We start from the raw sequence: 17,626 nt of genomic DNA on the forward strand, positions 1-17,626 counted from the left end.
TCCGCGCCCGCCCCCACGACCTTTTGCGGCTTCACGGTGGCTCACGAAAGACCGTGAGGCCGCGAATCGTCGTGGGAGCGCGAAAAGGAAAAGAGGGTGCGGGAATGCGAACGACGGATGCCGCCCCGAGACGTCTCGGGGCGGCATCCGTCGTGTGTGCCGTGGGTTCAGTCGACCTTCGACAGCGACGCGGTCTCGGCGCGACGGGCGGTCAGGCGCTCGGCGACCTCGATCGCGTCGCCCGCTGGGGCGTCGGACTTGCGGTCGGGGCGCGCGATGAACAGGTACGCGAGGCCAGAGACGAGCACGACGCCGAGGCCGATCCACACCGCGTAGTCGGCGACGACATCGCCGGAGCTGCCCGGCGTGGCCATGAGCCAGATCGCGAACAGGCCGTACGCGAGCGCCGCGATGTTGATCACGAGGCCCCACGCGCCGAGCGAGAAGGTGCCGGCGGGCTTCCAGCCGCGGAGCCGCTGGCGCAGGGCGCCGAGCACGACCATCTGGAACGCGATGTAGATGCCGAGTACGGCGAACGCCGTGACGGGCAGGGTGATCGCGGGGTTCACGTAGATGAGCAGCGTGATGATCGCCGGAACCGTGCAGGCCACGATGAGGGCGTTGCGTGGCACCTTCGTGTTCGGGCTGACCTTGGCGAGCCACCGGTGGCCGGGGATCATGCCGTCCCGCGCGAAGCTGTAGAGCAGGCGGCTGGCCGCCGCCTGCAGGCTGAGCACGCACGAGATGAAGGCGAGCACGGCGACGACGAGGAAGATCTTCGCGCCGACCTCGCCGAGCGTGGCCTCGAGGATGCCGGGGATGGGGTCGGCGTCCTCGCCCGAGACGATCGAGGCCAGGTCGGGTGCGGCGAGCACGTAGCCGCCGAACGAGAAGAGCGCCGAGACCCCGCCGACGAGGATCGTGAGGATCATCGCCTTGGGGATTCGGCGTCCGGGGTTCGAGACCTCCTCGGCGACGTCGCCGCACGCCTCGAAGCCGTAGAACAGGAAGAGGCCGGCGATCGCCGCGCCGATGAAGGCCGTCGCGTACGAGCCGTCGCCCTCGACGTTCATGGTGTCGAAGAAGACGCTGAACTCCTGCTTGCGCTGGAAGATCAGCAGGTAGAGTCCGACGCCGATCACGCCGATGAGCTCGGCCGCGAGGCCGATCTGCGCGACGCGGGCGAGCGTCTTCGTGCCCGTGAAGTTGAAGACGAGCGCGAGCACCAGCAGGCCGAGCGAGAAGGCGAGGGTGATCTCGGGCGTCGCGACGATGTCGAACAGGCTCGCGACGAAGCCCGATCCGTAGCCGGCGACGGCCGTGATCGTCACGATCATCGCCCAGATGTAGATCCAGGCGGCCATCCACGCATAGCGGCGACCCCAGAGGCGACGCGCCCACGGGTAGATGCCGCCGTGGATCGGGTACTGCGAGACGACTTCGCCGAACACGAGCGACACGAGCAGCTGCCCGGCGCCGACGATGACGATCCACCAGATGGAGGGCGGGCCGCCGATGGTGAGCGCGACCGCGAAGAGCGAGTACACGCCGACGAGGGGGGACAGGTAGGTGAAGCCGAGGGCGAAGTTCGCCCAGAGGCTCATCGAGCGGTTGAAGGAGTCCTGGTAGCCGAGGACTTCGAGGTGATCGCTGTCGCCGAGGTCGGTCGGCTTGGCTGGTTCGACGGACATGTGCGCCTTTCGGGGTCGTCATGAGGTGCCCGCAGCGCCCCCCGCGCCTCGACCACCGCATCGTGGTTGCGCCAGCATAGCCATACATCCGGTCGTAAAGCTATAGATCTAGATGATTTGGTCGGGCGGATGCCGCACCTGCTCGCCGGCGAGGGGCGGCAGGCGTCTCAAGCGCGGCCGTGGGGCCGGGGACGGCAGCCGTCTCAGCTGCGGTCGTCGGGCCGGCGCGGCGTGGGGGAGAGGAGTCCGGGCAGCTCCGCCATGCTCGTGAACACGCGCGTCGCGCCCGCCGCGGCCAGGGCCTCGGGGCTCGTGGAGACGAGTCCGCCTGGTGCGAACGCGAAGACCGTCGCCCCCGCGGTGACGCCGGCCGTCACGCCGGCGACCGTGTCCTCCACGACGGCGCACGCGCGGGGGTCGACGCCCAGACCGGCGGCGGCGGCAAGGTACACGTCGGGCGCCGGCTTGCTGCGGGGCGTCTCCATGCCGCTGTACACGTGCTCGCCGAACGCGTCGGCCAGCCCGACCTTCGTCAGCTGCAGCTCGATCTTCGCCCGATCGGCGCCGGAGGCGCAGGCGGTGCGTCCGTCGAACGCGGCCGCGATGGACGTGACCGCCCTGACCGCGCCATCGATCGGCTGGAGGTCGGCCGCGAGCGCGGCATTGCGGCGTGCACGGAACTCGAGCAGCCACGCCTGGTCGGGTCGCACGCCCGTGTGCTCCTCGATCACGTCGAACTCGTCGCTCAGGGCGCGGCCGATGAAGCGGTCGACGCACTCCTCGACGCCGATCGGCCAGCCGAGTTCGTGCAACATGACGCGCAGCACGCCGTTCGTGATCGTCTCCGAATCGACGAGCACGCCGTCGCAGTCGAAGAGGACGGCCTGGAAACGCTGCGCGGGAGAGGGCACCCGATCGACGTTACCGGGCATGCGGCGTGCGCCGCTGCGGCGGAGGCGCGTGGTCCAGCCCTCGGCGCGCCGCACGGGCGACACGCCGCACGGGCGACACGCCGGGCCTGCCTCGTCGAGCGGTCGCGTTCGGCCGCCTCAGCGGCGCCGATGGCCGCAGATCGTGACCACTCGCGGTGGTTGCACGGAGTGTCGGCGGCGAGGGGCGAGGGGCGAGGGACGAGGGGCGAGGGGCGAGGGGCGAGGGAGGAGAGGGGCGGGGGCGAAGACGACGGATGCCCCGGGGCGACCGACGTGCATCGGCCGGCCCCGGGGCATCCGCTCGCTCGTGCGAGCCGTTCGGCGAAGGTCAGCCGATGCGGATCATCTTCTTGTTGACGAACTCGTCGGCGCCGAAGCGGCCGAGCTCGCGGCCCGAGCCGGAGCGCTTGACGCCGCCGAAGGGCAGCTCGGCGCCGTCGGCCCCGACGACGTTCACGAAGACCATGCCGGCCTCGATCCTGTCGGCGACGCGCAGGGCCTGCTCGTCGTCGGTCGTGAACACGTACGAGCCGAGGCCGAACGGGGTGTCGTTCGCGAGCTCGATCGCGGCGTCTTCATCGGCGACCTTGAACACCTGCGCGACCGGGCCGAAGAACTCCTCGTGGAACGCGTCGGAGCCGGGCTTGACGTCGGTGAGGATGGTGGCCGAGTAGTAGTTGCCGTTGCGGGCGCCGCCCGCGTGCAGGGTCGCGCCCTGCGCGACGGCACGGTCGACCTGGTCGGCGAGGCCGTCGGCGGCCTTGGCCGACGAGAGCGGGCCGAGGGCGGTGCCCTCCTTCGACGGGTCGCCCTCCTCGACGGCGTTCATCGCGGCGGTGAACTTCTCGAGGAACGGCTCGTAGAGGTCCTCGACGACGATGAAGCGCTTGGCGGCGTTGCAGGCCTGGCCGTTGTTGTCGACGCGGGCGAACACGGCGGCCTCGACGGTCGCGTCGAGGTCGTCGGTCGAGAGCAGGATGAACGGGTCGGAGCCGCCGAGCTCGAGCACGACCTTCTTCAGGTGGCGGCCGGCGATCTCGGCGACCGCGGCGCCGGCGCGCTCGGAGCCGGTGAGCGAGACGCCCTGCACGCGCGGGTCGGCGATGACCTGCTCGATCTGGTCGTGCGAGGCGTAGATGTTGACGTACGCGCCCTCGGGGAACCCGGCGTCGAGGAAGATCTGCTCCATCGCGGCGGACGACTCGGGGCACTGCTCGGCGTGCTTGAGCAGGATCGTGTTGCCGATGATGAGGTTCGGGCCGGCGAAGCGGGCCACCTGGTAGAACGGGAAGTTCCACGGCATGATGCCGAGCAGCGGGCCGAGCGACGACCGGCGGATGAGGGCCGAGCCCTCGCCGGCCAGCAGGTCGATCTTCTCGTCGGCGAGCAGGGACTCGGCGTGGTCGGCGTAGTACTCGTAGATCGCGGCGGCGAACTCGACCTCGCCGACCGCCTGCTCGATGGGCTTGCCCATCTCGCGGACGATGATCTCGCCGAGCGCCTGGGCGCGCTCGTTGTGCAGCTCGGCCACGCGGCGGATGAGGGCGGCGCGCTCGGCGACCGTGGTGTTCTTCGACCAGGTGCGGTGCGCGTCGGTCGCCTTGGCGATCGCGGCCTGCAGGCCCTCGTCGGTGATCGTGTCGAAGGACTTGACCGTCTCGCCCGTGGCGGGATTGATCACGGCATAGCTCATGGGGTTTCTCCTTATCGGGTGCACGCACGCAGAGCTTCGTCTGCCTCGGTGCCTACGCTCACCTCAAAGATATAACAACGAATGATTCAGTTCGACCCGGATGCGAGGGGGTTGACGAGCACGCGCAGGGGCGTGCCGGGACACGGCTCGACGAGGGCATCCGCAGGCAGGACGGGCGCGAGCTGGCCGACCTGCAGCGCCGGCTCGGTCGAGAGCACGACACGGCCCTCGTCGTTCACGAGGGCGAGCGGCACGTCGACGTCGAGGAACGCGGCGAGGAGCTCGCGTTCGAGGCGGCGCACCGCGACATCCGCCCCGATGACGCCGACCATGCGCGGTTCGCCGGACTCGCCGGCCTCGCCGCTCCCGGCCGTGCCGGCGGCATCCGTCGCATGCACCGGCATGGTGAGCGTGAGGATGTAGTCGCAGGTGCAGAGGTGGTCGACGTAGGGGCCGGTGACGTGCGCGTGCCGGGTGGTCGCGGGGATGCGGTACCACTCGAGCGCTCGGAAGTCGCGCAGGTACTCGGTGTAGCCGCGGGTCGTGAGGTCGAGGCGGGTCGGCTCGGTCGTCGAGCCGAGCACGGGGTTCGCGTCGAGCGGGCCGAGCCACCACGCGAAGTGCACGTCGCGGCCGCGCACGATCTCGCCGTCGGCGATGAACCCCGCGCCGACGAGGAGCGGCTCGGGCTCGGTGAGCCGGGGGAGCACGAGCGAGGCGACGACCTGGTCGATCTCGGCGGGCCGGGTCTCGGGGGAGGCGTCGATGACCTGCTCGACGGGCGTGCGCCAGGCGGCGAGCTGGTCGAAGACGCCGGCGAACACGTCGCCGACGGCGGTCGCGACGTCACGCGGTGAGCGGGGCATCGAGCACACCTCCGCGTTCGATGCGGGCCTTCGCGGCGAGGAGCGGCACGGTGAGGCCGCGGAGCAGGTCGCCGGCCGCCTCGCGCGCCTTCGCGGGGCGATGCGCGGCCACCGCGCGTACGATGCGACGGTCGTGGGCCGCGGCATCCGCTCGCTGCTGCGCGTCGTCGAGTCCGAGCAGCAGCAACGGGCCGAACTCGGCCTGCAGGCGGATCTGCTCGCGCACGAGCCTCGCCGACTGGCTGAGCACCGCGACCTCGAGGAAGAATCCGCCCTGGTTCGTGCGGGCGGATGCCGCGGTGTCGAACTCCGAGGCGGCGAGCCAGGCCGCGAGCCGCTCGGCGTCGCCGGCCGACGCTCGTTCGGCGGCTCGTTCGGCCGCACCCGCGAGGATGGCGCCGAAGTACACGGCCATGTCGCTGAGCTCGACCTGGGCGAGCGAGCGGAGCCGCGCGGCGATGAGCGCGTGGTGATCGTCGTCGACCGCGGTGACGAAGCTGCCGCCGTCGCGCCCGCGGCGGGTCTGCACGAGTCCGGCCTCACGGAGGATGCCGAGGCCCTCGCGCACCGTGATGAGCGCGACGCCGAAGCGGCGGGCGAGTTCGGGCTCGCTCGGCAGGCGTTCGCCGGGGCCCAGTACGCCGAGCACGATGCCGTCGGTGAGGCGCTGGGCGACCTGTTCGGCCCGGCCCGTGTCGGCGAGCTGGGCGAACACGGCCTCGCGCGCGCCGGGGCCCACCCTCGATTCCATCTGCTCAGGCTAGCCGAGCGACGCGGGCGCGGCTGGCGGCTCGCGGTGAAATCATTCAAGATAGGATGAATTCGAGCGGCATCGATGCCGCTCCACACCTGCGAAGGCGGAAGCGATGCACGACGAGCGCCAGGAGACCCGGCATGCCGCGCCCCGAGGGGTGCTCGGAGGCATCCGCATCGCCGACTTCTCGCGCGTGCTGGCCGGCCCGTACGCGACCATGATGCTCGCCGACTTCGGCGCCGACGTCGTGAAGGTCGAACCGCCGGCCGGCGACGACACCCGGCACTGGACCCCGCCCGTCGACGCGACGGGGCAGGCCACCTACTTCGGCGGCGTCAACCGCAACAAGCGGTCGGTCGCGCTCGACCTGACGGATGCCGCGGGCCTGGCCGAGGCCCGCAGGCTCGCCGCCTCGGCCGACGTCGTCATCGAGAACTTCCGGCCCGGCGTCATGGCCAGGTTCGGGCTCGCCTACGACGACGTGCGAGCGCGCAACCCGGGCGTCGTGTACTGCTCGATCACGGGCTTCGGCGCCGGCCGGGGTGCCGCCCTGGCCGGGTACGACCTGCTCGTGCAGGCCGTCGGCGGACTCATGTCGATCACGGGCGCGCCCGACGGCGAGCCCGCCAAGGCCGGCGTCGCCCTCGTCGACGTGCTCACCGGGCAGAACGCGCTCGCCGGGATCCTGCTCGCGCTGCGCGAGCGCGACCGCACCGGGCTGGGCCAGCTCGTCGAGGTCGACCTGCTCGGCAGCCTGCTCTCCGCGCTCACGAACCAGGCCGCCTCGACCCTCGCGACGGGCACGCCGCCCCAGCGACTCGGCAACGCGCACCCGAGCATCGCGCCGTACGCCGTCTTCAAGGCCGAGGATCGCGAGCTCGTCATCGCCGTCGGCAACGACAAGCAGTTCCGGGCGCTCGCCGGCGTGCTCGGGCTCGCCGGGCCCGGACTCGCCGACGACCCGCGCTTCGCGACGAACGCCTCGCGCGTCGCGCACCGTGCCGAGCTGACGGCGATCATCGAGGAGCGGCTCGCCGCGGCATCCGCTGCGCACTGGATCGACGAGCTGGCCGCCGCGAGCGTGCCGGCCGGACTCGTGAACGACGTGGCCGAGGCCATCGCGTTCGCCGAGGCGCTCGGACTCGAGCCGATCGCCGAGACGCGGCGCACTGCGGGCGACGCCGCCTCGGACGACGGCGAGCACGTCAGCCGCTCGATCGCCAACCCCATCCACCTCGCGGCGACCCCCGCCGAGTACCGCACGCCGCCGCCCGCGCTCGACGAGCACGCGGGCGCCGACTGGCATCCGCGCCCGGCGGTCGAATAGGCCGTCAGCCGTATCGAGACCTGACCGCAAGACCTGGCCGCAAGACCCGACCGCACCGAAACCGACATCCGCTCGACCCGCACCACCCCTCGGAAGGACCGCACGCATGACCGCCATCGCCCCCCGCATCGACACGGTGTTCGACCTCGACGCCCTCCTCACCGACGAGGAGCGCGAATGGCAGCAGCGTGCGCGCACGGTCGCCCAGGAGCGCATCCTGCCGATCATCGAGGACGACTTCGAGCACAAGCACTTCCGCCGCGAGCTCGTGAAGGTCATGGGCGACGCCGGGTTCCTCGGCATGCACCTGGAGGGCTACGGATGCGCCGGCGCGGGCGCCGTGGCGTACGGGCTCGTGTGCCTCGAGCTCGAGGCCGCCGACAGCGGCTGGCGCACGTTCGTGTCGGTGCAGGGCTCGCTCGCGATGAGCGCGATCCACAAGTACGGCTCCGAGGAGCAGAAGCAGCGGTGGCTTCCGGGCATGGCCGCAGGCGACCTGATCGGATGCTTCGCGCTGACCGAGCCCCAGGGCGGCAGCGACCCCGCGGCCATGACCACGGTCGCGCGGCGCGACGGCGACGAGTGGGTGATCGACGGGGCCAAGCGCTGGATCGGCCTCGCCTCGCTCGCCGACGTCGCCGTCGTGTGGGCGCGCGTCGAGGACCCCTTCGGTTCGTACGGAACGGGTGCCAGCGCCGTGCGCGGGTTCCTCGTGCCGACCTCGACGGCCGGCTTCACGGCGACCCCGATCGACGGCAAGCTCTCGATGCGCGCGTCGGTGCAGTGCGACATCGACTTCGAGGGCGTGCGCGTGCCCGCCGACGCGATGCTGCCGGGGGTCTCCGGACTCTCCGGACCGTTCGGCTGCCTCAACGAGGCGCGTTACGGCATCGTCTGGGGTGCGATGGGCGCCGCCCGCTCGTGCCTCGAGGCCGCGCTCGAGCGCTCGATGACGCGCGAGGTGTTCGGCAAGCCGATCGGCGCGAACCAGCTCACCCAGGCCAAGCTCGCCGACATGTTCGTCGAGTTCGAGAAGGGCGTGCTGCTCGCCCTGCACCTCGGGCGCCTCAAGGAGCGCGGGGCGCTCACGCCCGCGCAGATCTCCGTCGGCAAGCTGAACAGCGTGCGCGAGGCGCTCGAGATCGCGCACCAGGCGCGTTCGATCCTCGCGGGCGACGGCATCACGAACGCGTTCCCCGTCATGCGGCACGCGGCGAACCTGGAGTCGGTGCGCACCTACGAGGGCACCGACGAGATCCACCAGCTCGTGCTGGGGCGCGCCCTCACGGGCATCGCCGCGTTCTGACGGCCGGGCGAATCACCGGCACCCCGGCACGCCGCCGACGCCACCGACACCACTGCACGAGAACCGCAACCCCGCACAACCGCACCCGCACAACCGCACCCGCACAACCGCACCACAACCGCACCACCATCAAGGAGCCGTCATGAAGGCAATGGAGCCTCGACTCACCCGCGCCGTCGTCGAGTGGACCGGATGGGGCACCGCCCCTGTTCCGGTCCGCGACGATGCCCGCGTCATCGCCAGGTTCGGCGCAACGGCCGGCCCGGCACTCGCCATGGCCGCCCGCCGCCTCGAGGCCGACTACGGCGGATGCTCGGCGGAGTTCCGCACGCGGCATCCGGAACTCGGCATCGACGCCGTGGAGGCGCTCGCCTGGGCGAGCGGGCACGACGCGGCGTAGTCCGTCGCAGACGCCGAAGGGCGCCCGGGAGGATTCCCGGGCGCCCTTCGTGCGTGCGGTGCGGCGTCAGTTGAGGCCGGGCACCACGATCCACTGGTTGACGAGCACGAGCCAGATCGCGATGACGACCACGGCGGCCAGGGTGATGCCACGGCCTGTGCGGCCGCCGAGGAACAGGGCGACGACGAGGGCGATGAGCGTCGCGACGCCGAGCACGACGGCGCCCCACGGGATGCCGGGCACGAAGAACGCGAGCAGGAACAGTGCCGCGACGATGACCTCGATGACGCCGACGACGGTCGAGCCGCCGCGGGCGCGGAGTCGGAGGATGCCGTCGACGAGGGCGAGGATTCCGCCGATGAGGGCGATGAGCAGGAGCCAGGTCAGGGTGATCATGAGGTTCCTTTCGGGTGGTGCGGGTGACACCGGGGCGACGGACGGGGTTCCGTCGGTTCAGAACACTAGCGGCGGCCGCATTTCCGCTGCGAGGGGTTGCGCGGAGCCTCAGGTTCCGTGTATTCCGCGAGACGCATGTCATGGTGGGCGTCCCCGGGGAATGCAACCGGGGGTCATCCGGTTTCACCTTGCGTCGTCCGCGTGATGGACTCTTCACGACGGAGCGACCACGCACCAGTCGACCGAACACGGTCCAGGCACACGATGCCATCCCCACGAAACGGAGCACCACCGCATGTCACGCGCCCGCAGCATCCTCGGCCTCGCCGCCGCATCCGCCGCCGTCCTCGCCCTCGCGGCCTGCTCGAGCGGCACGACCGCGGCGAGCGACGACGCCGGCGACGACGAGTACGGACTCGTCAAGGCCGGCACGCTCACGGTCGCGACCGAGGGCACGTACCGTCCGTTCACCTTCCACGACGAGGGGTCGGGCGACCTGGTCGGCTACGACGTCGAGATCGCCGAGGCCGTCGCCGACGAGCTCGGCCTCGAGATCGAGTTCCAGGAGACCCAGTGGGACGCGATCTTCGCGGGCCTGGATGCCGGCCGCTTCGACGTCATCGCCAACCAGGTCTCGATCAACCCCGAGCGCGAGGAGTCCTATCTCTTCAGCACGCCGTACACGGTGTCGCCGAGCGTCGTCGTGGTGAACGAGGGCGACACCTCGATCTCGAGCTTCGACGACCTGGCCGGCAAGACCACCGCGCAGTCGCTCACGAGCAACTTCTACCAGCTCGCCGTCGACGCCGGCGCGAAGGTCGAGGCCGTCGAGGGCTGGGCCCAGGCCGTCGCGCTGCTCGAGCAGGGCCGCGTCGACGCGACCGTCAACGACAAGCTGACCTTCCTCGACTACGTGAAGACCAACCCCGACGCGAAGCTCGAGGCCGTCGCCGAGACCGACCCCAGCAAGAGCGCCCTCGCGTTCACGAAGGACAAGACCGACCTCGTGAAGGCCGTCGACGAGGCCCTCGAGACCCTGCGCGCCGACGGCACGCTCGCCGAGATCGGCCAGAAGTACTTCGGCGCCGACGTCTCGGAGTAGTACCTTCCAGAACAAGCGCGCGAGTGCATCGCGTCGCGCGAGCGCGTCCGCTCAGGCGGGCGCGCTCGCGGCGCACGCGGTCGCACTCGCCTGAGCGGAAGGGGTGGCCGACGTGGACTCCTCGGGCTGGCAACTGTTCCTCGACTCGTTCTGGCCGATCGTCTGGGGCGGGCTGAGCGGCACGATCCCGCTGGCGCTGGCCTCGTTCGCGATCGGCCTGGTGCTGGCGCTCGGCGTCGCGCTCGCCCGGCTCTCCAAGAACCGCGTGCTCTCGGGTGCGGCCAGGTTCTTCATCTCGGTGATCCGCGGCACGCCGCTGCTCGTGCAGCTGTTCGTCATCTTCTACGGCCTGCCCGCGGTCGGGCTCGTGATCGATCCGTGGCCGAGCGCGATCATCGCGTTCTCGCTCAACGTCGGCGGCTACGGCGCCGAGATCATCAGGGCCGCGATCCTCTCGGTGCCGAAGGGCCAGTGGGAGGCCGGGTACACGATCGGCATGTCGTCCGGCACGACGCTGCGCCGCATCATCCTGCCGCAGGCCGCGCGCGTGTCGGTGCCGCCGCTGTCGAACACCTTCATCTCGCTCGTGAAGGACACCTCGCTCGCGTCGCTCATCCTCGTGACCGAGCTGTTCCGCGTCTCGCAGCAGATCGCGGCGTTCAGCCAGGAGTTCATGCTGCTCTACCTCGAGGCCGCACTCGTCTACTGGCTGTTCTGCCTCGTGCTCTCGAGCGGGCAGACCGTCATCGAGAGGAGGCTCGACCGCTATGTCGCCGTCTGAGCAGGATCCGTCCGACCAGAATCCGTCCGGCCACGACCCGCGCGGCCACGACCCGCTCGCGCCACGCGCCACGCCAGACGATGCGGTGCTCCTGACCGCACGCGGCATCCGAAAGTCCTTCGGCGACAACGAGGTGCTGCGCTCGATCGACCTCGAGGTCCGACGCGGCGAGGTCGTCGTGCTGATGGGCCCCAGCGGTTCGGGCAAGACCACCGTGCTGCGCTCGCTGAACGGACTCGAGACGCCCGACGCCGGCATCCTGAGCTTCGACGGCGGGCCCGAGCTCGACTTCGGCGGCACGGTCACGAAGCAGGGCCGGTTCGCGATGCGCGACCGCTCGGCGATGGTGTTCCAGCAGCACAACCTCTTTCCGCACATGACGGTGCTCGAGAACGTGGTCGAGGGCCCGGTGCGGGTGCAGCGGGTGCCGAAGGCCGAGGCGATCGCCCGGGCCGAGGCGCTCCTCGACCGCGTCGGGCTCGCCGAGAAGCGCGATGCCTACCCGTTCGCGCTGTCCGGCGGCCAGCAGCAGCGCGTCGGCATCGTGCGCGCGCTCGCCCTGAAGCCCGACCTGCTGCTGTTCGACGAGCCGACCAGCGCGCTCGACCCCGAACTCGTCGGCGAGGTGCTGAAGGTCATCAAGGAGCTCGCCGACGAGGGCTGGACCATGGTCATCGTCACCCACGAGCTCGGCTTCGCCCGGCAGGTGGCCGACGAGGTGCTGTTCATGGACGGCGGCGTGGTCGTCGAGCGCGGTGCGCCCGAACGCATCTTCACGAACCCGCGCGAGCCGCGCACCCGGCGCTTCCTCGACCGGATCCTGCGCCCCCTCGACTGATCCGTTCACCTTTTCAGGACCACATCGGTCATGGCTGCAATATGCACGTATGACCGATGTGGTCCTGAAAAGGTGACGGGCGGCGTGATCGAAACCGGGGAACGGGGCGCACGGCCGAGCAGGGGTGCAGCCGAAGAGCGGTCCGGCCGCGTAGCGTGGAGGCATGCCCGCCGTCACGACCGGACTCTCGCCAGAGGCCCGGACCCGGCGGGCGCGGATGCTGCTGGGCGTGTTCCGGCTGGCGATCGCGGCGATCGAAGTCGTCGCCATCGTCGCCAACTTCCGGTACGTGCTGGGATTCCGCAGCTTCGCCACGGCCAACTTCTTCAGCTACTTCACGATCCAGTCGGCGTTCCTCGCGGTCGCCACGCTCTCGATCGCGGCGGTGTTCGCGCTGCGCGCACCGCGCGATCCGGCGTGGCTCGGCATCCTGCGCACGATGGTCACGGTCTACGTCGTGCTCTCGGGCATCGTCTTCGCGATCATCGTCGCGGAGTCGTCGTCGCACGGCTACCGGGTCGACGTGCCGTGGTCCGACACGCTGCTGCACTTCGTCGTGCCGGCCCTCGCGGTGGTCGCCTGGTCGATCGACAGCGTGCTCGGCGTGAACCCGCCCGTGCCGTGGTCGACGGTCGGCTGGGTGCTCGTGTTCCCGGTCGGATGGCTGGTCTACACGCTCATCCGCGGTGCGGATGTCGGGTGGTACCCGTACTTCTTCCTCGATGAGGCGCAGGTGGGCAGCGTGTTCGGCGTCGTGGTCTCGTGCGCGCTGGTGCTCGTGATCTTCCTCGCGTTGACGGCGACGCTCGTGGCCGTCAACCGCCGTCTGTGGCGAAGGGCTCGAGATCGGCGAGCACGGCGGTCAGGAAGTCCTGATCCGACAGCTGCTCCAGCCTGGTCGCCTGCGCCGCGGCGATGACGCCGACGAGCACCGGCTGGCCGGCGCCGGTCGCGGTGCCCACGTCGATCCACCGGGCGACCGTCGGGAACCCGCCGACCACGCTCAGCACGGAGGGCGGGGCGCCGACCTCGCCGGCGTCGTCGGTCTCGGCGTCGGATGCGACATCCGCTCGCCAGAACGGCTCCTCGAAGGCGAGCCACACGACGTCGACGACGCCCATGCCGAGCTGGGAGATCGCGAGCTGGTAGGGGCGGGGCAGTGCGGGCTGGAATCGCACCTGATCGGTCTTGAGCACGCCGAGCGGGAGGGTCACGACGACGCGGTCGACGGTGAGCGACTCGCCGGTGTCGAGTCGAAGGCTCACCCGGGTGTTGTCGTACGCGATCTGCGCCACGGCGCTCGCGAGCACGATGTCGAGGCCTTCGGCCAGCTGGTCGAGCAGGCCCGAGATGGGTGCCGTCGGCAGGCGCAACGTGGTGGGCTCGGCGGGGTCCGCCCCGAACGGCTCGAGCAGCGGCGCCGGATCCCACCGCTGCGCCGAGACCACCGTGGGCGCGGCGCCCGTGAGTGGCTCGAGGCCGCCCGTGATCGCATGCCGCAGCCACCCGGCCGGGCTCACGCCGTCGTCGCCGGGGGTCTCCGATGCCGGGACCTCGCCAGACTGCTGCAGCGCCGTCGCGACGGACACGTCGTGGGGGAGGGCCTGCGACCAGACGTGCGCGCGTTCGAGCGCCTCGGCGCCGGCGGGCGACGGCTCGATGGGGGTGCCGTCGGCGCGCACGACGGCCGGTGAGCCGAGGAACGCGGTCGTGCCGACGGATGCCGCGGCGAGCGCCTCGACGAGGCCGTCGTCGTCGGCGACGAGCCAGCTGCCGAGCTCTGCCGGGGTGCCGAATGCGTCGTCGACGATGGACTGCACCCGGCCGCCGATGCGGTCGCGCGCCTCGATGACGACGACCTCGAAGCCCTGGTCGGCGAGTTCGCGCGCGGCCGTGAGCCCGGCGAGGCCCGCACCGACCACGGCGATGCGCTCGCCCGGTTCGGCGAGCTCGACGATGTCGGCCGCCGCCCTGAGGCCTGAGCGCCGTGCGCCCTGCAGCGTGCCGGGCGCGAGCGACGAGGTCGCCTCGCCGGCGAACACGAGGCGACCTCCGACCGGCGTCGCGAGGCGCGTGCGCATCTGCTCGGTCGAGCCGAACTCGGCGAAGCTGAACGATCCGCGGGAGTACGGATCGGTGCCCCAGGCCGAGCGACGCATGTTCGTCGGGCGCGGCACCGCCGATGGGCTCGGAGGTGTGGGGGTGGGAGTCGCGGTGGGCGTCGGCGAGGGCGACGGGTCGTTCCACGAGCAGCTCGCCAGCACGATCGCGGCGGCTCCGGCGAGACCCGTGGCGAGGAACGTACGCCGGGGGATCCCGCCCGACGCGCCCCGTTCGTCCATGCGACTCAGGCTAGCCGAGGGCGTCGCTCACCACACGACGCCGCCCTGAACGCACGGTTGCCCGGGGCTGACGGTCTCGGGCGACGGCTCCGGCTGGAACGCCGAGTTGCCCGACTCTCTGAGCGGAATCGGGCAACTCGGGCGGCGTGGGCGAGGTCAGACGACGTACGAGTCGGCGACCGTGAGCGCCTCGTCGATGATGTCGAGGCCGCGCACGAGCTCGTCCTCGGAGATCACGAGCGGCGGGGCGACGTGCAGGCGGTTGAAGTGCACGAACGGCCAGAGGCCCGCCCGCTTGCAGGCCGCGGCCACGGCGCCCATGGGCGCGGCATCCGCGCCGCCGGCGTTGAACGGCACGAGCGGCTCCCGCGTCGCGGGGTCCTTCACGAGCTCGATCGCCCAGAACAGGCCGAGCCCCCGAACCTCGCCGACGCTCGGGTGCTTCGCCGCGATCTCGCGCAGGCGGGGACCGACGACGCGCTCGCCGAGGTCGCGCACACGCTCGAGGATGCCGTCGCGCTCGAACACCTCGAACGTGGCGACGCCCGGTGCGCAGGCCAGCGGGTGCCCCGAGTACGTGAGGCCGCCGGCGAACGCCACCGTGTCGAAGTGCGCCGCGATGCGCTGGGAGATCACGACGCCGCCGAGCGGCGCGTAGCCCGAGTTCACGCCCTTCGCGAACGTGATGAGGTCGGGCACGACGCCGAAGTGGTTCACCGCGAACCACTCGCCGACGCGGCCGAAGCCGACCATCACCTCGTCGGCGATGTAGACGATGCCGTACTTGTCGGCCAGCGCGCGGACGCCCTCGAGGTAGCCTGGCGGCGGCACGAGCACGCCGTTCGTGCCGACGATCGTCTCGAGGATGATCGCGGCGATCGTGTTCGCGCCCTCGAGCGTGATGACCTGCTCGAGGTGCGCGAGCGCACGTTCGGCCTCCTGCTCGGGGCTGTCGGCGTGGAACGACGACCGGTACGCGTACGGGCCCATGAAGTGCGCGACCGACCCGTCGGAGGGCTCGTTCGCCCAGCGGCGGGGGTCGCCCGTGAGCGAGATCGCCGTGGCCGTTCCGCCGTGGTAGCTGCGGTACATGGAGAGCACCTTGCGACGGCCGGTCACGGCGCGCGCCATGCGCACCGCGTACTCGTTGGCGTCGGCGCCGCCGTTCGTGAAGAACACCTTGTCGAGGTCGCCGGGGGCGACCTCGGCGATGCGGCGGGCGAGCTCGCCGCGCACGTCGTTCGCCATCGACGGCTGGATCGTCGCGAGGCGGCCGGCCTGCTGCTGGATCGCCTCGACGAGGTCGGGGTGCTGGTGGCCCAGGTTCAGGTTCACGAGCTGCGAGCTGAAGTCGAGGTACGCGTTGCCCTGGTAGTCCCAGAACGTCGAGCCCTCGCCGGCCGCGATCGGCAGCGGGTCGATGAGCGCCTGCGCGCTCCAGGAGTGGAAGACGTGCGCGCGGTCGTCGGCGCGCACCTGCGCCTCGGCCGCGGTGTCGGGCAGCGGATGCCGCGCGCCGGCGCGGTCGGTGAACGTCGGCGCCGCGGCATCCGTCGTCTGGGGGTCGTGGGTCAGGGTGTCGGTCATGTCTGCAGCCTCGTTCGTGCGTCTGGGATCAGTGGTTCTGGGGGAAGCCCAGGTTGATGCCGGTGTGCGCGGAGTCGCCGCGCGTCGCCGGGTCGAGCCAGCGGCTCGTGATGGCCTTCTCGCGCGTGAAGAAGTCGAAGCCGTGGGCGCCGTAGGCCTTCGCGTCGCCGAACAGCGACTGCTTCCATCCGCCGAACGAGTGGTAGGCGACCGGCACCGGGATCGGCACGTTGATGCCGATCATGCCGACCTGCACCTCGGTCTGGAACCGACGGGCCGCGCCGCCGTCGTTGGTGAAGATCGCGGTGCCGTTGCCGAACTGGCCCGAGTTGATGAGGTCGAGGCCCTCGTCGTAGCTCGCGACGCGGACGATCGAGAGCACCGGGCCGAAGATCTCTTCCGTGTACGCGCGCGACGTGGTGGGCACGTGGTCGAGCAGCGTCGGGCCGAAGAAGAAGCCGTCCTCGTGGCCGTCGACGGTGAGTCCGCGGCCGTCGACGACGATGGTCGCGCCGTCGGCCTCGGCGATGTCGACGTACGAGGTCACCTTGTCGCGGTGCACGTCGGTGATCAGCGGGCCCATGTCGGGCTCACTGAGCTTGCCGTCACCGGCGTCGACGCCGGCGCCGTTGCCGATCTTCAACTTCGCGATGCGCTCGGTGATCTTCGCGATCAGCTCGTCGGCGACCGGCTCGACGGCGAGCACGACCGAGATCGCCATGCAGCGCTCGCCGGCCGCGCCGTATCCGGCGTTCACGGCCTGGTCGGCGACGAGGTCGAGGTCGGCGTCGGGCAGCACGAGCATGTGGTTCTTCGCCCCGCCGAGCGCCTGCACCCGCTTGCCGTGCTTGGACGCGGTCTCGTAGATGTACTGGGCGATCGGCGTCGAGCCGACGAACGAGATCGACTGCACGAGCGGCGACGTGAGCAGGCCGTCGACGGCGAGCTTGTCGCCCTGCAGCACGGTGAACACGCCGTCGGGCAGGCCGGCCTCCTTCCAGAGCTCGGCGAGCCAGAGCGCGGCCGAGGGGTCCTTCTCGCTCGGCTTCAGCACGACGGCGTTGCCGGCGGCGATCGCGATCGGGAAGAACCACATCGGCACCATGGCCGGGAAGTTGAACGGGCTGATGATGCCGACCACGCCGAGCGGCTGCTTCAGCGAGTAGACGTCGATGCCCGACGAGGCGTTCTCGGAGTAGGCGCCCTTGATCAGGTTGGGGAACCCGGTGGCGAGCTCGACGACCTCCTGGCCGCGCAGGATCTCGCCCATCGCGTCGGAGAGGACCTTGCCGTGCTCGGCCGTGATGATGGCGGCCAGCTCGCCCTTGCGGGCGTTGAGCAGCTCGCGGAACGAGAACAGCACGGTCTGCCGCTTCGCGATGGAGTAGCCGCTCCACACGAGGAACCCGGCGTGCGCCGAGGCGATCGCCGCGTCGATCTCGGCCTGGTCGGCCAGGGCCACCTCGGCCTGCACGGAACCGGTCGCGGGGTTGTAGACGGGGGCGGTGCGCCCAGAGGTCGATGCGCGCAGCGCGCCGTCGACCCAGTGCCCGATCACGGGCGTCTCGGGGGTCGACGCGGGCGACGTGGCGGTCTCGGTGATGCTCATGG

16 protein-coding genes are annotated in these 17,626 nt (G+C 71.1%); 7 read left to right on the forward strand and 9 right to left on the reverse strand.

Going from position 1 to position 17,626, the window contains the following annotated elements:
* Positions 1 to 167: 167 nt before the first annotated feature.
* The 5 genes from ABIC29_RS01845 to ABIC29_RS01865 form a co-directional block, all read right to left on the reverse strand.
* Positions 168 to 1,691, reverse strand: coding sequence for an APC family permease (locus tag ABIC29_RS01845; protein ID WP_116080594.1), 1,524 nt, complete (start codon positions 1,689 to 1,691; stop codon positions 168 to 170).
* A gap of 203 nt (positions 1,692 to 1,894) precedes the next feature.
* Positions 1,895 to 2,602, reverse strand: coding sequence for an HAD family hydrolase (locus ABIC29_RS01850; protein ID WP_354242194.1), 708 nt, complete (start codon positions 2,600 to 2,602; stop codon positions 1,895 to 1,897).
* A 349-nt stretch (positions 2,603 to 2,951) separates the two neighbouring features.
* Positions 2,952 to 4,316: an NAD-dependent succinate-semialdehyde dehydrogenase gene (locus tag ABIC29_RS01855; RefSeq protein WP_354242197.1), complete on the reverse strand. Its 1,365-nt coding sequence runs from the start codon at positions 4,314 to 4,316 to the stop codon at positions 2,952 to 2,954.
* Positions 4,317 to 4,402: 86 nt separating this feature from the next.
* On the reverse strand, positions 4,403 to 5,182 hold the full coding sequence (locus tag ABIC29_RS01860) for a PDC sensor domain-containing protein (RefSeq protein WP_116080596.1): 780 nt from the start codon (positions 5,180 to 5,182) through the stop codon (positions 4,403 to 4,405).
* Positions 5,163 to 5,933: a FadR/GntR family transcriptional regulator gene (locus ABIC29_RS01865; RefSeq protein WP_354242200.1), complete on the reverse strand. Its 771-nt coding sequence runs from the start codon at positions 5,931 to 5,933 to the stop codon at positions 5,163 to 5,165. Before ABIC29_RS01865 ends, ABIC29_RS01860 begins: the two co-directional genes overlap by 20 nt.
* A 115-nt stretch (positions 5,934 to 6,048) precedes the next feature.
* On the opposite strand from ABIC29_RS01865, the gene ABIC29_RS01870 reads away from it, so the two are divergent.
* From ABIC29_RS01870 to ABIC29_RS01880, 3 genes are all read left to right on the forward strand, one after another.
* On the forward strand, positions 6,049 to 7,263 hold the full coding sequence (locus ABIC29_RS01870; RefSeq protein WP_354242203.1) for a CaiB/BaiF CoA transferase family protein: 1,215 nt from the start codon (positions 6,049 to 6,051) through the stop codon (positions 7,261 to 7,263).
* 106 nt (positions 7,264 to 7,369) lie between these two features.
* Positions 7,370 to 8,569 (forward strand): acyl-CoA dehydrogenase family protein, encoded by a 1,200-nt coding sequence (locus ABIC29_RS01875; RefSeq protein WP_502915439.1) that lies wholly within the window; start codon positions 7,370 to 7,372, stop codon positions 8,567 to 8,569.
* A 142-nt stretch (positions 8,570 to 8,711) separates the two neighbouring features.
* A complete protein-coding gene (locus tag ABIC29_RS01880; protein WP_147309110.1) occupies positions 8,712 to 8,969 on the forward strand; it encodes a hypothetical protein in 258 nt (85 codons plus the stop codon).
* 66 nt (positions 8,970 to 9,035) lie between these two features.
* Here ABIC29_RS01880 and ABIC29_RS01885 read toward each other — a convergent pair whose 3' ends face one another.
* Positions 9,036 to 9,365 (reverse strand): hypothetical protein, encoded by a 330-nt coding sequence (locus tag ABIC29_RS01885; protein ID WP_116080599.1) that lies wholly within the window; start codon positions 9,363 to 9,365, stop codon positions 9,036 to 9,038.
* A gap of 295 nt (positions 9,366 to 9,660) precedes the next feature.
* Between ABIC29_RS01885 and ABIC29_RS01890 the strand changes: the two genes are divergently transcribed.
* The 4 genes from ABIC29_RS01890 (at position 9,661) to ABIC29_RS01905 (ending at position 13,005) form a co-directional block, all read left to right on the forward strand.
* On the forward strand, positions 9,661 to 10,467 hold the full coding sequence (locus ABIC29_RS01890) for an amino acid ABC transporter substrate-binding protein (protein WP_116080600.1): 807 nt from the start codon (positions 9,661 to 9,663) through the stop codon (positions 10,465 to 10,467).
* 112 nt (positions 10,468 to 10,579) lie between these two features.
* Positions 10,580 to 11,248: an amino acid ABC transporter permease gene (locus tag ABIC29_RS01895; protein ID WP_200921798.1), complete on the forward strand. Its 669-nt coding sequence runs from the start codon at positions 10,580 to 10,582 to the stop codon at positions 11,246 to 11,248.
* Positions 11,235 to 12,086, forward strand: coding sequence for an amino acid ABC transporter ATP-binding protein (locus tag ABIC29_RS01900; protein WP_354242209.1), 852 nt, complete (start codon positions 11,235 to 11,237; stop codon positions 12,084 to 12,086). Before ABIC29_RS01895 ends, ABIC29_RS01900 begins: the two co-directional genes overlap by 14 nt.
* Positions 12,087 to 12,249: 163 nt before the next feature.
* Positions 12,250 to 13,005 (forward strand): Pr6Pr family membrane protein, encoded by a 756-nt coding sequence (locus ABIC29_RS01905; RefSeq protein WP_116080602.1) that lies wholly within the window; start codon positions 12,250 to 12,252, stop codon positions 13,003 to 13,005.
* Here the strand turns inward: ABIC29_RS01905 and ABIC29_RS01910 are convergent.
* The 3 genes from ABIC29_RS01910 to ABIC29_RS01920 all read right to left on the reverse strand — a co-directional run bounded on the left by ABIC29_RS01910 (position 12,902) and on the right by ABIC29_RS01920 (position 17,624).
* Positions 12,902 to 14,428 carry a flavin monoamine oxidase family protein gene (locus ABIC29_RS01910; RefSeq protein WP_354242213.1) on the reverse strand — a complete coding sequence of 509 codons (1,527 nt, stop codon included), beginning with the start codon at positions 14,426 to 14,428 and terminating at the stop codon, positions 12,902 to 12,904. The genes ABIC29_RS01905 and ABIC29_RS01910 overlap by 104 nt on opposite strands.
* A 156-nt stretch (positions 14,429 to 14,584) precedes the next feature.
* Positions 14,585 to 16,015 carry an aspartate aminotransferase family protein gene (locus ABIC29_RS01915; RefSeq protein ID WP_354242216.1) on the reverse strand — a complete coding sequence of 477 codons (1,431 nt, stop codon included), beginning with the start codon at positions 16,013 to 16,015 and terminating at the stop codon, positions 14,585 to 14,587.
* A gap of 28 nt (positions 16,016 to 16,043) precedes the next feature.
* A complete protein-coding gene (locus ABIC29_RS01920) occupies positions 16,044 to 17,624 on the reverse strand; it encodes a CoA-acylating methylmalonate-semialdehyde dehydrogenase (protein WP_354242219.1) in 1,581 nt (526 codons plus the stop codon).
* Positions 17,625 to 17,626 lie beyond the last annotated feature (2 nt).

Source organism: Agromyces sp. PvR057 (assembly GCF_040547485.1).
Lineage (GTDB): Bacteria > Actinomycetota > Actinomycetes > Actinomycetales > Microbacteriaceae > Agromyces.